General features: G+C 69.4%; 13 protein-coding genes and 1 pseudogene. 13 read left to right on the top strand and 1 reads right to left on the bottom strand.

The genetic code is table 11. The features are described 5' to 3' along the window. The 13 genes from GO615_RS25655 to GO615_RS25595 all read left to right on the top strand — a co-directional run. Nucleotides 1–246, top strand: a 246-nt coding sequence (locus tag GO615_RS25655) for an energy transducer TonB (RefSeq protein WP_169132700.1), incomplete at its 5' end; no start/stop codon positions are given. A gap of 2 nt (nt 247–248) precedes the next feature. Then, nucleotides 249–1,004 carry a MotA/TolQ/ExbB proton channel family protein gene (locus GO615_RS25650; RefSeq protein ID WP_169132699.1) on the top strand — a complete coding sequence of 252 codons (756 nt, stop codon included), beginning with the start codon at nt 249–251 and terminating at the stop codon, nt 1,002–1,004. Continuing rightward, nucleotides 1,004–1,420 carry an ExbD/TolR family protein gene (locus GO615_RS25645; RefSeq protein ID WP_169132698.1) on the top strand — a complete coding sequence of 139 codons (417 nt, stop codon included), beginning with the start codon at nt 1,004–1,006 and terminating at the stop codon, nt 1,418–1,420. Before GO615_RS25650 ends, GO615_RS25645 begins: the two co-directional genes overlap by 1 nt. A gap of 314 nt (nt 1,421–1,734) precedes the next feature. Then, entirely contained in the window at nt 1,735–3,045 is a 1,311-nt protein-coding gene (locus GO615_RS25640) for an efflux RND transporter periplasmic adaptor subunit (RefSeq protein WP_169132697.1), read from the top strand. Beyond that, nucleotides 3,042–5,030, top strand: coding sequence for a MacB family efflux pump subunit (locus GO615_RS25635; protein ID WP_246262457.1), 1,989 nt, complete (start codon nt 3,042–3,044; stop codon nt 5,028–5,030). Before GO615_RS25640 ends, GO615_RS25635 begins: the two co-directional genes overlap by 4 nt. A gap of 49 nt (nt 5,031–5,079) precedes the next feature. After that, on the top strand, nt 5,080–6,492 hold the full coding sequence (locus GO615_RS25630; RefSeq protein WP_169132696.1) for an efflux transporter outer membrane subunit: 1,413 nt from the start codon (nt 5,080–5,082) through the stop codon (nt 6,490–6,492). Between the two features lie 216 nt (nt 6,493–6,708). Further along, nucleotides 6,709–7,254 carry an iron transporter gene (locus tag GO615_RS25625; protein WP_169132695.1) on the top strand — a complete coding sequence of 182 codons (546 nt, stop codon included), beginning with the start codon at nt 6,709–6,711 and terminating at the stop codon, nt 7,252–7,254. Further along, the gene (locus tag GO615_RS25620; protein ID WP_169132694.1) at nt 7,254–8,765 is read left to right on the top strand and encodes a carbohydrate porin; all 1,512 of its coding nucleotides are present in this window, start codon (nt 7,254–7,256) and stop codon (nt 8,763–8,765) included. The genes GO615_RS25625 and GO615_RS25620 overlap by 1 nt, the downstream gene beginning before the upstream one ends. Before the next feature lie 78 nt (nt 8,766–8,843). Continuing rightward, nucleotides 8,844–9,194, top strand: a complete 351-nt coding sequence (locus GO615_RS25615) for a cupredoxin domain-containing protein (protein ID WP_169132693.1) — start codon at nt 8,844–8,846, stop codon at nt 9,192–9,194. Nucleotides 9,195–9,215: 21 nt separating this feature from the next. Next, entirely contained in the window at nt 9,216–10,034 is an 819-nt protein-coding gene (locus tag GO615_RS25610) for an FTR1 family iron permease (RefSeq protein WP_169132692.1), read from the top strand. Further along, nucleotides 10,031–11,416, top strand: a complete 1,386-nt coding sequence (locus GO615_RS25605; RefSeq protein ID WP_169132691.1) for a 4Fe-4S binding protein — start codon at nt 10,031–10,033, stop codon at nt 11,414–11,416. Before GO615_RS25610 ends, GO615_RS25605 begins: the two co-directional genes overlap by 4 nt. Before the next feature lie 93 nt (nt 11,417–11,509). Then, entirely contained in the window at nt 11,510–11,983 is a 474-nt protein-coding gene (locus GO615_RS25600; protein WP_169132690.1) for a (2Fe-2S)-binding protein, read from the top strand. Beyond that, nucleotides 11,980–14,175, top strand: a complete 2,196-nt coding sequence (locus GO615_RS25595; RefSeq protein WP_169132689.1) for a xanthine dehydrogenase family protein molybdopterin-binding subunit — start codon at nt 11,980–11,982, stop codon at nt 14,173–14,175. Before GO615_RS25600 ends, GO615_RS25595 begins: the two co-directional genes overlap by 4 nt. A 40-nt stretch (nt 14,176–14,215) precedes the next feature. On the opposite strand, the pseudogene GO615_RS29040 reads toward GO615_RS25595, so the two are convergent. Then, nucleotides 14,216–14,323 (bottom strand): annotated as a pseudogene (locus tag GO615_RS29040) (IS110 family transposase); the annotation flags it as partial.

Genomic DNA, 14,323 nt, shown 5'->3' with positions numbered 1-14,323 from the left:
GCCCCCGCCTACCCCCCCCTGTCGCGCCGCATGCGCGAGGAGGGCAAGGTGATGCTGCGCGTGCAGGTCACGGCGGAGGGCTTGCCGGCACAGGTCGATCTGGCGGAGAGTTCGGGCTACGCGCGCCTCGACGCCGCCGCCCGCGAGGCGGTGCAGCGTTGGCGCTTCGTGCCGGCGAAACAGGGCGGACAGCCCGTCGCCGCCGCGGTCATCGTCCCCATCGTATTCAAACTCGAAGGAAACTGAACATGCTGACCGACACTTTCGGGCTGTCCCACCTGTGGGCCCAGTCGGATATCGTCATCAAACTCGTCGCCTTCACCCTCGTGGTGATGTCGGTGGCGAGCTGGTATCTGATCGCCGTACGCACGACGCGCCAGCTGCGCGCGCGCCGCTTCGACAGCGCAGTCGAGGGCTTCTGGAGCGCCGCCAATCTCGACGAGGGCCTGCGCCGCGTATCGCAGATCGCGCCGGATTCGCCCTTCGAGGCGCTGGCACGCCAGGGCGCGGCCGCGGCCGAGCACCTGCGCCGCCACACTGCCGCAGACACGCTGGGCGGCAAGCTCGACGCGGATGAATTCGTCACGCGCGCACTGCGCAAGTCGATCGCCCTGTCCACCGCGCAGCTCGAGTCCGGGCTGACGGTTCTCGCCTCGATCGGCTCGACCGCGCCCTTCATCGGCCTGTTCGGCACGGTGTGGGGCATCTACCACGCCCTGATCGGCATCAGCACCTCCGGCGCGGCGACGATCGACAAGGTCGCCGGCCCCGTGGGCGAGGCGTTGATCATGACGGCCTTTGGCCTTTTCGTCGCGATTCCGGCCGTGCTCGCATACAACACCTTCACGCGGGCGAACCGGCTGGAGCTGTCGGAACTCGACGCCTTCGCGCACGACCTGCTCGCGTGGTTCACCACCGGAACGCGCCTTGCCAGCACCCCCGCCGAACAGGCTCCGCGTGCCGTCGCGCCGGCCGCAGCGGCCAAGCTCGCGGGAGCCGCGTGATGGCCTTCGGCAGCTTCAATGAGCAGGGCGGTTCGGCGCCGATGAGCGAGATCAACATGGTCCCCCTCATCGACGTGATGCTCGTGCTGCTGATCGTGTTCATGATCACGGCACCTCTGCTCACGCACTCGGTCAAGATCGACCTGCCGACCGCGGCGAGCCAGGCGAGCAACGAGAAGCCCGACACCGTGACGCTGGCGCTCGACGCCGCGGGCACGCTGTACTGGAACGACCAGAAGATCGGCGACGAGGAGCTCGCGGCGCGGCTCGCAGCGGCTGCAGCGCAACCGGTGCAGCCCGAGCTGCATCTGCGCGCCGACCGCGAGACGCGCTACCAGAAGCTGGCCGAGATCATGTCGGCGGCGCGCACCGCCGGCATCCAGAAGATGGGATTCATCACCGTACCCGAGCACTGACCGAGGGGGCCGCCAGGCCCCCTCCCGTGGGAGCAAGCGGCTTCAGCCGCGAATGGGCGGTGTCGCATGTGACACTGTCGATTCGCGGCTGAAGCCGCTTCCACATATCCACCGCGCCCTCGCCGCGCTCCCGATCTCGCCGGGAACCCCGCGCTGCAATACGATACAAAGCACAGGCGGGCATTCGCTATCCTTCGCGCTGTGATCTCCGTGCCCGCGCGGCGTCGCGCCAGCTCGACGGAATATCCATTTGCCAAGCTGCAGCCCTGCGGCGACACTTCGACGTTAGACCCGACAACTTGCCGAACCACGACATGACTTCATCCCCCGAGTCCAAGCCGCGCCGACTGCGCCGCGCCGTGATTGCCCTGGTCGCCCTGGGCGTGCTGGGCGCGGGCGGGTGGTTCGCGTGGACGCGGTATTTCGCGCCGCCCGACGAGCTGGCGCGCTACCAGTTCGCGACCGTGACGCGCGGGGACGTCGAGGACGTCGTCACGGCCACCGGCACGCTGCAGCCGCGTGACTACGTCGACGTCGGCGCGCAGGTGTCGGGCCAGCTCAAGAAGATCCACGTCGAGGTCGGCTCGGAGGTGAAGGCAGGCGACCTGCTCGCCGAGATCGACCCCATCGTGCTGCAGAGCCGCGTCGACGCAACTCGCGCGCAGCTGCGCAACTTGCGAGCGCAGCTCATGGACCGCGAGGCGAGCCGGACGCTGGCCGAGGTGCAGGTGAAGCGCCAGCGCAACCTGATGGCGGAGGACGCCACGACGCGCGAGAGCCTGCAGAATGCCGAGGCCGCCCTGCAGTCCGCGCAGGCGCAGGTCGAGGCGATCAAGGCGCAGATCGACCAGACCGAGTCGAACCTGCGCGCGGACGAGGCCAACCTGAACTACGCGCGCATCTACGCGCCACTGTCGGGCACCGTGGTGTCGATCACCGCGCGCCAGGGGCAGACGCTGATCGCTAGCCAGCAGGCGCCCGTGATCCTGCGCGTCGCGGACCTGACGACGATGACGGTGCAGACCCAGGTCTCGGAGGCGGACGTGAGCCGCCTGCGCCTGGGCATGGACGCCTACTTCACCATCCTCGGCGGCGAGGGGCGGCGCTGGGAAGGCAAGCTGCGCAAGATCGAGCCGACACCGGTGGTGCAGAACAACGTCGTGCTCTACAACGCGCTGTTCGACGTCTCGAACCCCAACCGGGCGCTGATGACGCAGATGACGGCACAGGTGTTCTTCGTCGTCGCGGCGGCCAAGGACACGCTGCTGGTTCCGATGTCGGCGCTGGCCGCGGGCCGCAGCGGGCGCGCGGAGCGCGTGAAGACGGCGGTTGCGGGCGGGGATGGGCGCCCCGCGGGCGGCCCGGGAGCAGCCAGAGCGGGGGCCGACGCACCGAACGCACCCGACGCGAAGACGGGCGCGGGCGCCGCGCCGCGCACGGTGACGGTCAAGGTCGCCCCCGCGCAAGGGCCGCTGCAGGACCGCCAGGTCGAGATCGGCGTGCGCAGCCGCATCCACGCCCAGGTCCTGTCCGGCCTCGAGGAAGGCGAGCGCATCGTGTCCGGCATGGCCCCGGTGGACAAGGGCGGCAACGCCAGTGCGCCGCGCCGCACACCACGCATATGAAAGCCGAACCGCTGATCGCCGGACTGGATGCGGATTCGCCACGGCGCCAGCCCTCGGGCGAGCCGCTCATCGAACTGTCCGGCATCACCAAGACCTTCCGCAGCGGCGAGCTTGCCGTCGAAGTGCTGCACGGCATCGACCTGACGATCTATCCGGGCGAGTTCGTCGCCATCGTCGGCAGCTCGGGGTCGGGCAAATCGACACTGATGAACATCCTCGGCTGCCTCGACCGCCCGACCAGCGGCACCTACCGCTTCATGGGGCGCGACGTCGCGGCTTTCGAGCGCGACGAGCTGGCACGGCTGCGGCGCGAGACCTTCGGCTTCGTGTTCCAGAGCTACAACCTGATCGGCGGCGCCAGTGCGCGCGAGAACGTCGAGGTGCCGGCGGTCTACTCGGGCATGCCGCCGGCCGAACGCCACGCGCGCGCGACTGAATTGCTGACGGCGCTGGGCCTGGGCGAGCGCACGCGAAACCGCCCCAGCCAGCTCTCCGGCGGCCAGCAGCAGCGCGTGTCGATCGCCCGCGCACTGATGAACGGCGGCCGCGTGATCCTCGCCGACGAACCGACCGGCGCGCTCGACAGCAAGAGCGGCGCGGAGGTGATGCAGCTCCTGCGTGAGCTCTCGGCAGGGGGGCACACCATCATCCTGATCACGCACGAGCGCGAGGTCGCCGACCAGGCGCAGCGCATCATCGAGATCCGCGACGGCAACGTCGTCTCCGATCCGGGCCCGCGCCCGCCCGTCGGCCCCGAGCCCGATTTCGCGCCGCACATCGACCGCACCTCGCACCTGTCGGACCTCGTCGAGGCGACGCGCACGGCGCTGCGTGCGTTGCGCGCGAACCTGTTCCGCGCGGCGCTGACGCTGCTGGGCATCGTCATCGGCGTCGCGGCGGTGATCGCGATGCTCGCGATCGGCGACGGCGCCAAGCAGGACGTCATCAACCGCATCAGCTCGCTGGGCACGAACCTCCTCACCGTGCGGCCGGGCGCGCCGAACCAGCGCGGCCGCGACACGATCGCGACGCTGGTGAGCGAGGACGTGGCGGCCATCGTCGAACTGCCCAACGTGCTCGCGGCGGTGCCCGAGCAGAGCACGGGCGTGACCGTACGCTACGGCAACGCCGACCACCGCACCTCGGCGACCGCCACCGGCGCCGACTACACCATCGCGCGCGACTGGCCGGTCGCACGGGGCACCTTCTTCAGCGAGGGCGACGAGCGCCGCTATGCGACGGTCGCCGCAATCGGCCAGACGGTCGCGAATGCCCTGTTCGGCGACGAGGACCCGATCGGCAAGTACGTGCTCGTGAACAACCTCGTGTTCCAGGTGGTCGGCGTGATGGGGCCGATGGGCGCGACGCCGTGGGGCTCGGACCAGGACGACGTGATCTTCGTGCCGTTCACGACCGGCAGCCTGCGTCTGACGGGCCAGCGCCACCTGCGCAGCGCCATCGTCGCAGTGGAGGACGTCGAGCAGATCGACGACACGCAGGAGGCGGTGCGCGCGCTGTTGCAGACGCGCCACTCCGGCATCGAGGACTTCCAGATCCGCAACATGGCGCAGGTCATCGAGAGCGCGTCGGAGACGCAGAACACGCTGACCGTGCTGCTCGGCACCGTCGCTGCGATCTCGCTGCTGGTCGGCGGCATCGGCGTCATGAACATCATGCTGGTGTCGGTCACCGAGCGCACGCGCGAGATCGGCATCCGCATGGCGACCGGCGCACGCATGAAGAACATCCTGCAGCAGTTCCTGATCGAGGCGCTGGTCGTGTCTGCGCTGGGCGGGCTGATCGGGGTCGCCGTCGGCCTGGGTGCCGCGGCCGTGATCGAGGCCTTCGACAAGCCTGTCGTGTATTCGCTGCCCCCCGTGCTGCTCGCCTTCGGTTGCGCCTTCGCGACCGGCCTGATCTTCGGTTACCTGCCCGCGCGCAAGGCCGCCCGCCTCGACCCGGTGGTCGCCCTTGCGTCAGAGTGATGCCTCGATGAACCGCCCCCCGTCCTGCCGCCCTCTCCGCCATTTCCAGATGCCCCGGCTCCTGCCCGCGCTCGCGGCCGGCCTCGCGCTCACGCTGTCCGCTTGTGCCGTGACCGAACCGGCAACACGGGCTGAAATCGCCATACCGGCGGACTGGAACGAAGTTGCTGGGGCGGGCGCCGCGCGGGCCGAGCCGCAATGGTGGAGGACCTTCTCCTCGTCGCAGCTGGAGTCGCTCGTCGCCGCCGCCGTGGCCGACAATCCGGATTTCCGCGCCGCCGTCGAACGCGTGCGCCAGGCGGAGATCGCCCTGCACGTCGCGGGCGCCTCGCTCCTGCCCGCAGCCGCCGCCGGCGGGGACGCGGGGTGGCGACGCAGCGACCCGGGCGACGGCAGCCGCGCGGTCGACAGCGAGTCGTCCGGCGCCAACCTCTCGATCAGCTACGAGGTGGACCTGTGGGGCCGCATCGCGGCCAACGTGCGCGGAGCGGAAGCGAGCTTCGCCGCGAGCCGGCATGACTACGACGCCACGCGCCTGACACTCGTGGCAAGCGTAGCCAACACCTATTTCGCCTGGCTTGCCGCGCGCGAGCGGCTCGCCATCGCGCAGGACAACCTGGCAATCGCCGAGCGCGTGCTGAGCATCGTCGAAACCCGTTATCGCAACGGCGCGGCGTCCGCCCTTGATGTCAGTCGGCAGCGCACCACGGTGCTGACCCGGCGTGCGGCCGTGCCGCCGCTGGAGACGCTGCAGCGCCAGGCGCTCACCGCGCTGGCACTGCTCGTCGGACAGCCGCCGCAAGGCTTCAGCCTCACGCCGGAATCCTTCACGACGCTGGAAGTGCCGTCGGTCGCCCCGGGGCTCCCGTCCGAGTTGCTGACCCGGCGACCGGACCTTGCGAGCGCCGAGGCGCTGCTCGCTGCCGCCGACGCCGATGTTGCCGCAGCGCGTGCGGCGCTGCTGCCGCGTTTCGAGTTATCCGGCTCGGCCGGTCTCGCGACAACGACCCTGCTGTCACTGGCGAACCCGGCCAGCACCATTGGCCTGACCGCGGGGCTCGCGCACACCCTCTTCGACGGGGGGCGGCTGCGCAACGACGTCGAGGCCGCGCGCTCACGCCGGCGGGAGCTGGTCGAGAATTATCGTGCCGCGGTGCATACGGCACTCAAGGAAGTCGAGGATGCCCTCGGCAATGCCGAGCGCGACCGCCGCCTCGAGGACAGCCAGCTGGAGATTCGCGGCGAGGCCGCGCGCAGCCTGCGTCTCGCCGAACTGCGCTACCGCGAGGGCGCCGACGACCTGCTGACGGTGCTGGATGCACAGCGCACCCTGTTCCTGGCGCAGGATCAGCTCGCGCAGCAGCGCCTCGCACGGCTGACCGGCACGGTCGACCTCTACAAGGCGCTTGGCGGCGGGTGGTCCGCCGCGGCGGGATCCGGGAACGGTTCCACGCCGGGCTGAAGCGTCCTCCCGCAAGGCCGACCTTACCGCCCTTCCCTGTCGCATAGCGGCGCGGCCGTTGGTGCTTGACGACCGACGCTGCCCCTTTTCCTCGCAACCCGCGTCGATAATTGTCATTGCGAGTAATTCTCATTGTCGTTATTATTTGCATCAGCATTCAAGCGATTTGCGTACTTGCGATCACACCCCTGCGTCTGTCAGAAAGAGGAAAGCTTCATGTTCAGTCTCTCGCTCCGTTCCGTTGCCTTGGCCGCTCTCGCCACCCTATCGTTCTCCGCACAGGCTCTCGAATATCCCATCGGCGCGCCGCAGCAGCGCAATGGTATGGAGATCGCCGCGGTGTACCTGCAGCCGATCGACATGGAACCGGAAGGCATGATGAAGAAGGCGTCGGAAACCGACGTCCACATCGAGGCCGACATCCGCGCGCTGGCAAACAATCCGAACGGCTTCGAGGAAGGCAGCTGGATCCCCTACCTGACCGTCAAGTTCGAGATCACCAAAGTCGGCAGCGACTGGAAGCTCGCCGGCGACTTTATGCCCATGGTCGCGAGCGACGGCCCGCACTACGGCGACAACGTCAAACTTGCCGGTCCTGGCAAGTACAAGGTCAAGTACACGATCCTGCCGCCGGGCGCGAGCCACGGCACCCACTTCGGCCGCCATACCGACCGCGCCACCGGCGTGCGTCCGTGGTTCAAGGCCTTCGAGGTCGAGAACGAATTCACCTACGCCGGGATCGGCAAGAAGGGCGGCTACTGATGCAGGCCGCACGCTTTGCCCGCACGGCGATCGCAGTCGCCGTGGCGGGCCTGTCGTGCGCGAGCCAGGCAGCGCCGACGGCGCAGGACAAGCTCCTCGCCGAGATGAAGCGCCTGGCCGAGCGCATCGAAAGACTCGAGAAGCGCAACACCGAGCTTGAAGCGAAGCTCGCCGCCGGCACGGCGGCACCGGCCTCGGCCCTCGCGCAGCGCGTGCAGGCCCTGGAGCGCGCGAATCAGGATCTGGCCGCAAGCCTGGAGAGCGACCGCATCAGCGAACGCGAGCCGGAACTCGCGATCCGTCTCAAGGCCGTCGAGGAGCGCACCAACAACATGGGCGCGCCCACGAAGCTCGCGCAGGCGCTCGACGGGATCGCGATCGAGGGCAGCGTCGCCGCCGTCGCGCAGCAGATCAACGGCCGCGCACGGGACAACGGCGAGCGCGAATCGCTGCTGTCGTGGCGCGGCGACCTCGGCATCACGGTGCCTGCAGGAGACATCGGGCGCGGCACAGGCGAGTTCTTCACCCAGTTGCGCATGGGCCAGGGCGAGGACTTCACCGGCTTGCAGCCGACGTTCACCGGCGCGTTCAACAGCCTGGGGTTCCGCACCGGCGCAGCGTCCTCGGAAGAGACCTACGCAATCGTCGCGCAGGCCTGGTACCAGCTCACTACGCCGCTGGGCGAAGCGGCGAATACGCCGCACAGCCTGCAATTCACCGTCGGCAAGATGGACCCCTTCGTGTTCTTCGACCAGAACGCGATCGCCGACAACGAGGCCGAGAAATTCCTCAACAACGTCTTCGTGCATAACCCGATGCTGGACTCGGGCGGCGCTGTCGGCGCCGACAGCTACGGCTTCACGCCCGGCGTGCGCCTCGCGTACCGCAACGAGATGGACAAGCCGGACTGGTGGCAGGTGTCGCTCGCGGCTTTCGGCGCTGGTGAAGGCGCGCGGTTCGGGCGCAGCTTCGACAAGCCCTTCGTGATCGGCCAGCTCGAATACGGCCGCAAGAACATGGGCTTCGACGGCAACTACCGCCTGTACGCATGGCGCAACGGCCAGTACGAGGGCTTCGACGGCTCGCGCGACACGGCGAGCGGCTGGGGCGCGAGCGTCGACCAGCGCGTGCATGAGGACGTGACGCTGTTCGCCCGCTACGGCCAGGCGACTTCGGGCAAGGCGGCCTTCGACCGCGCGTTCACGGTGGGCGGAGAACTCACCGGCGACGCGTGGGGCCGCGGCGCGGACAGCGTCGGCCTCGCGTGGGGCTGGCTGCATTCGGGCAGCGACTTCCGCCGCGAGGCGGCAGGACTCGTGGATGACGAAGGCGCCCCGGTCTTCGGCTACACCCCCCGTGGCGCGGAACAGGTCGCCGAGCTGTACTACCGCTGGCACCTGAACGACCAGCTGTCGCTGACGCCGGACCTGCAGTACGTGCGCCGCGCGGCAGCCAACCGCGACGCGAAGAACATGACCGCCTTCGGGGTACGCGCCCTGTATGCGTTCTGAGCGCCAACGCTCCATCCGCCCTGCCCGGTTTCCCGCCGGGCGGGGTTTTCTCGTTTCCACGGATAGCCTCCGCCAGCCATGACTCCAGCCAGCCTGCTTGCCTCCGTCCTCGGCATCGTCCTCCCGGCCGCCCTCCTCACCGCCCCGGCCGCCGCACGTGCCGACATGCCGACCTTCGAGGTCGTCGCGGAGAACGGTCGCCTCTCGCCCGAGACGATCGAAGTCCCCGCCAACACCCGTTTCCGCCTGCGCCTGACGAACCGCAACGCCGGCCCGGAGGAGTTCGAGACCACCACGCCGTTCAAGGAGCTGGTGGTCGGCCCCGGCGTCACGCGCACGACGATCTTTCCGCCGCTGAAACCGGGCACCTACCCCTTCTTCGGCGAGTTCCACCCCGACACGGCGAAGGGCCGTTTCGTCGCCAAGTAAGGTTTTCCGGAGGCAGGCATCATGGGCAACGCACTGTTCATCGTGTGGCGCGAGAGCGTCGAGGCGATCCTGATCATCAGCATCCTGCTCGCGTGGATCCGCGAGCGCGGCGATACCCGCATCGGCGTGCATCACCTGTGGGCAGGCGTCGGCGGCGGGCTGGCGCTGGCGGGCTTCCTCGCATTGGCCATGCTGGGCGTGCATGGCTGGCTCGCGGCCGACGCGCTGGACCTGTTCCAGACCGCGATCGTGTTCGCCGCGGCGGGCCTGATCACGCACATGGTGCTGTGGATGCGCTCGCACGGTCGCACCATGAAGCGTGATCTCGAAGCCGGCCTCGCCCGCGCAGCCACGACGGCCGGCGGGACCTCGGTCGCCCTGCTCGCGGCGATCGCCGTGGGCCGCGAGGGGGCCGAGACGGTGCTGTTCCTCTACGGCCTGGCGATGGAGCAGTCGGGCGAGACGCTCGCGCGCCTGTTCGCCGGCGCGGGTATCGGCTTCGTGCTCGCGCTCGCGACCGCGTGGGTGATCCTGTCGGGTGCGCGCTGGCTGCCCGGCCGCGTGTTCTTCCGTGTGAGCGAGATCGTGCTGCTGCTGCTCGCCGCCGCGCTGCTGGTGTCCGGCGTCGAGCGCCTGATCGACCTGGAATGGCTGCCGCCGCTCATCGAGCCGGTGTGGGACAGCTCCATGCTGCTCGAGGACGGCAGCACTGCGGGCGGCATCGCCGCGGCCTTCGCCGGCTATCGCGCGCAGCCCTCGCTGATGGTGCTGATCGCATGGCTGAGCTACTGGGCGCTGGTCGCGCTGCTCGGACGCGTGCAGCGGAGGTCCGCGGCATGAACACCTGCGCGGCCCCTGCCCCCGCCTCCCCGCGCCTCGCGCGCATCGGCGAACTCATGCGCCGCCATCGGGGCTGGATCCTCGGCGCGCAGTGGGTGATCCTCGCGGCCTACCTGTTCCTCGTCATCACGCCCGCCTTCCTGCCCTTGCCCGAATCCGGGGCGAGCCTGTGGAACAACCTGACGCTGTTCGCGCAGTTCGCGTTCTGGGGCATCTGGTGGCCTTTCGTGCTGGTATCGATGATGCTGATGGGGCGCGTGTGGTGCGGCGTGATGTGCCCCGAGGGCTTCGTCTCGGAGCAGGTGTCGCGTTTCGGCCTCGGCCGCCCGGTGCCGCGCTGGATCAAGTGGGGCGGCTGGCCCTTCGTCGCCTTCCTCGGCACGACGGTGTACGGCCAGCTCGTGAGTGTGTACGAATACCCGAAGGCGGCGCTGCTGGTGCTGGGCGGCTCCACCGTAGCGGCGATCGCCGTGGGCCTCGTCTATGGCCGCGGCAAGCGCGTGTGGTGCCGCCACCTGTGCCCGGTGAATGGCGTGTTCGGGCTGCTGTCGCGCCTCGCGCCGGTGCATTTCCGCACCGACCGCGAGGCCTGGGAGGCGTACGGCACGAAGAAAGTCATCCCGATCAACTGCGCGCCGCTGGTGGACATCCGCCGCATGGAAAGCGCAGCCGACTGCCACATGTGCGGACGCTGCGCGGGCCATCGCGACGCGGTGAGCCTCGCCGCGCGCGTGCCCGGCAGCGAGGTCGCGCAGCTCGACGCGCAGGACGCCGACCGCTGGGAAGTGCGCCTGCTGGTGTTCGGCATCATCGGCACCGCGATCGGCGCCTTCCAGTGGTCGGCCTCGCCGTGGTTCGTGCGCGCGAAGCTCGCGGCGGCGGAATGGCTGGTCGAGCACGACGCGTTCGCGCTGCTGGGCGACGACATCCCGTGGTGGCTGCTGACCCACTACCCCGAGGCGAACGACGTATTCACGTGGCTCGACGGCCTCATGATCCTCGCCTATATCGGCGTCACCGCGCTGGTGCTGGGCGGCTGGATCACGCTGTGGCTGCGCGTGGCCGCCGGACTGCTGGGGGACGCGGCCGCGCACCTGCGGCTCGCCTACGCGCTGATCCCGCTGGGCGGTGCCGGCGTGTTCCTCGGGCTCTCGGGCCTGACCGTGACCCTGCTCTCGGCTGAGGGCGTCATCCTCACTGCGCTGCCCGAAGCACGCGGCACGCTGCTCGCCGCCGCGGCGCTGGCGAGCCTCGTCCTCGCCTTCACGCACATCCGCCGCACCCCGGCGCCGACGCTGCGGCGCGTCGCCGCGCAGTGCGCCTTCGCCGTCGCTGCCGCGGCGGCAGTCGTGCCCTGGGCGCTGATGTATTACATCTGGTAGGACAGACGGGTCGATCTTGCCCCGCAAATAATCTACCCTGTGGGCATCGGCATTCCGGCGCGAGACCGGGGCCGCCCCCACAGGAGATTGCAGATGACCCGATTCATCCTCAACGGGCACAAGGTCAACACCGCGATGCCCGAGGACACCCCGTTGCTGTGGGTGCTGCGCGACGGACTGGAGCTCACCGGGACGAAGTTCGGCTGCGGCATGGGGCTGTGCGGCGCGTGCACGGTGCATGTCGACGGCGTCGCGGTGAAGTCCTGTTCTACCCCGGTGTCCGCGGTCGCCGACAAGCAGGTCACGACCATCGAGCATGTGGACCGAAACCGCGTCGGCGCCGCCGTGCAGGCAGCATGGCAGAAGCTCGACGTCGTGCAGTGCGGCTACTGCCAGTCCGGCCAGGTCATGGCGGCGACGGCATTGCTGGCCAAGACACCACGCCCGAGCGACGCCGACATCGACGCGGCGATGGCCGGCAACCTGTGCCGCTGCGCGACCTACGTGCGCATCCGCGCAGCAATCCACGAAGCCGCGAAGAGCCTCGCGGGGAGGGGCGCGGCATGAAGATCCGCATCGAGAACGTGTCGCGCCGCGACTTCCTGAAGGCCGGCGCCGGCCTCACGCTCGGGCTCGCCTTGCCGGGCGCCGAGCGGGCCTTCGCCGCTGCGGCGAAGGGGCCGCAGGGCGGCGAGGCCGCCTTTTCGCCCAATGCCTTCGTACGCATCGGCAGCGACAACCGCGTCACGGTGGTCGCCAAGCATCTGGAGATGGGCCAGGGCACCTACACCGGTCTCGCGACCCTGGTCGCCGAGGAGCTCGACGCCGATTGGGCACAGGTCGTCGTCGAAGGTGCACCGGCCGACGCGAAACGCTACAACAACCTGTTGTGGGGCCCGTCGCAGGGCACCGGCGGCAGCACCGCGATCGCCAACTCCTTCGAGCAGATGCGCCACGCGGGCGCGAGTGCGCGCGCGATGCTGGTGCAGGCGGCGGCCGCGCGCTGGAAAGTCCCCGTCGGCGAGATCCGCGTCAAGGCGGGCGTCGTCAGCCATGCGAAGAGCGGACGCAAGGCGAGTTTCGGCGAGCTGGCCGAGGCCGCGGCGAAGCAGCCCGTGCCGCAGGAGGTGCGCCTGAAGGATCCGAAGGACTTCACGCTGATCGGGCGCCACGTGCCGCGCAAGGACAGCGTCGAGAAGACCACCGGACGCGCGCTGTTCACCCAGGACGTGAAGCTGCCGGGCATGCTGGTCGCCGTCGTGGCGCACCCGCCGCGCTTCGGCGCGACCGTGCGCACGGTCGACGAACGGGCCGCGCGCGCGGTGCCCGGCGTGCTGCGCGTGACGCGGATCCCGCAGGGGGTGGCGGTGCTGGCGCACGACTACTGGACCGCGAAGACGGGCCGCGACGCATTGCAGATCGAGTGGGATGACAGCAAGGCCTACCGTGGCAGCACGGAACAGATCCTCGCCGACTACCGCAAGCTCGCCGCGACGCCGGGCCTCGTCGCGCGCCACGACGGCGACGCGGACAAGGCACTGGGCGAAGGCGCGAAGACACTGGAGGCCGAATACGCCTTCCCCTATCTCGCGCATGCGCCGATGGAGCCGCTCAACTGCGTGATGCGCCTCGACGCCCAGGGTTGCGAGGTGTGGAACGGCGAGCAGTTCCAGACCGGCGACCAGCACGCGTTGGCCGCGTTCTTCGGCCTCAAGCCCGAGCAGGTGAAGCTCAACATGCTGTATGCCGGCGGCAGCTTTGGCCGGCGCGCGAACCCGGCCAGCGATTACGTGCTGGAGACGGCGCACATCGTTAAGGCGATCCGTGGCGAGGCGCCGGTGAAGCTGGTGTGGTCGCGCGAGGACGACATGCGCGGCGGATACTACCGCCCGCTGTACCTGCACCGTCTGCGCGCCTCGCTCGACGCGCAGGGCAAGCCGCTCGCGTGGTCGCAGCGCGTCGTCGGCCAGTCCATCCTCGCCGGCACGCCCTTCGAGAGCGCGATGGTCAAGGACGGCATCGACGCGACTTCGGTCGAAGGCGCCGCGAACCTGCCCTACGCGATTCCCAACCTGCAGGTCGAGCTGCACACCACCAGCAAGGACGTGAAGGTGCCGGTGCTGTGGTGGCGCTCGGTGGGCTCGACGCACACGGCATTCGCGGCCGAGGTCTTCCTCGACGAGCTGGCCACGGCTGCGGGCGCCGATCCGGTCGCGTACCGGCAGGCCCTCCTCGGCGGGCATCCGCGTCACGCGGGCGTACTCAAACTCGCCACCGACAAGGCCGGCTGGAGCAAGCCGCTCGCCCCGGCGCAAGCCGGCAAGCGCGGCCGCGGCGTCGCGGTGCACGAGTCCTTCAACAGCTATGTCGCGCAGGTGGTCGAGGTCACGGTCGCGGACGACGACAGCTTCAAGGTCGATCGCGTCGTGTGTGCGGTGGATTGCGGCATCGCCGTGAATCCCGACGTCATCCGCGCGCAGATGGAAGGCGGCATCGGCTTCGGGCTCTCGGCCGCGTTGAGCGGGGCGATCACCCTCAAGGACGGCGTCGTCGAGCAGTCGAACTTCCACGATTACCCGGTGCTGCGCATCGACCAGATGCCCGCGGTCGAGGTGCATATCGTGCCTTCGGCCGCGAAGCCGACCGGCGTCGGCGAACCGGGCGTCCCACCGATCGCGCCGGCACTGGTGAATGCCTTGTTCGCCGCGACCGGCAAGCGCATCCGCACGCTGCCGATCGGGGAACAGTTGAAGACGTAAAGGGAAATCGCGCGAACTTGCGTAGATACTGTTATCCGGGTCAAGCGCCATGTATAGCGGGATCGAAAGCCTTTCCCGATTTGAGCACGCCGAAGGCGACATGAACGAGCTTTCGCATCATGGCACCGATGATGAGCATGGGCGGTTT

Origin of the sequence: Aromatoleum evansii, assembly GCF_012910805.1 — a bacterium.
GTDB classification, from domain to species: Bacteria; Pseudomonadota; Gammaproteobacteria; order Burkholderiales; family Rhodocyclaceae; genus Aromatoleum; species Aromatoleum evansii.
This window is presented reverse-complemented; position numbering and strand designations above follow the sequence as displayed.

Coding starts and splice junctions, on each gene's coding strand:
- GO615_RS25620 (WP_169132694.1), top strand. CDS start 7,254: ATGCAGGCCGCACGCTTTGCCCGCACGGCGATCGCAGTCGCCGTGGCG.
- GO615_RS25635 (WP_246262457.1), top strand. CDS start 3,042: ATGAAAGCCGAACCGCTGATCGCCGGACTGGATGCGGATTCGCCACGG.
- GO615_RS25650 (WP_169132699.1), top strand. CDS start 249: ATGCTGACCGACACTTTCGGGCTGTCCCACCTGTGGGCCCAGTCGGAT.
- GO615_RS25595 (WP_169132689.1), top strand. CDS start 11,980: ATGAAGATCCGCATCGAGAACGTGTCGCGCCGCGACTTCCTGAAGGCC.
- GO615_RS25605 (WP_169132691.1), top strand. CDS start 10,031: ATGAACACCTGCGCGGCCCCTGCCCCCGCCTCCCCGCGCCTCGCGCGC.
- GO615_RS25640 (WP_169132697.1), top strand. CDS start 1,735: ATGACTTCATCCCCCGAGTCCAAGCCGCGCCGACTGCGCCGCGCCGTG.
- GO615_RS25615 (WP_169132693.1), top strand. CDS start 8,844: ATGACTCCAGCCAGCCTGCTTGCCTCCGTCCTCGGCATCGTCCTCCCG.
- GO615_RS25610 (WP_169132692.1), top strand. CDS start 9,216: ATGGGCAACGCACTGTTCATCGTGTGGCGCGAGAGCGTCGAGGCGATC.
- GO615_RS25600 (WP_169132690.1), top strand. CDS start 11,510: ATGACCCGATTCATCCTCAACGGGCACAAGGTCAACACCGCGATGCCC.
- GO615_RS25625 (WP_169132695.1), top strand. CDS start 6,709: ATGTTCAGTCTCTCGCTCCGTTCCGTTGCCTTGGCCGCTCTCGCCACC.
- GO615_RS25630 (WP_169132696.1), top strand. CDS start 5,080: ATGCCCCGGCTCCTGCCCGCGCTCGCGGCCGGCCTCGCGCTCACGCTG.
- GO615_RS25645 (WP_169132698.1), top strand. CDS start 1,004: ATGGCCTTCGGCAGCTTCAATGAGCAGGGCGGTTCGGCGCCGATGAGC.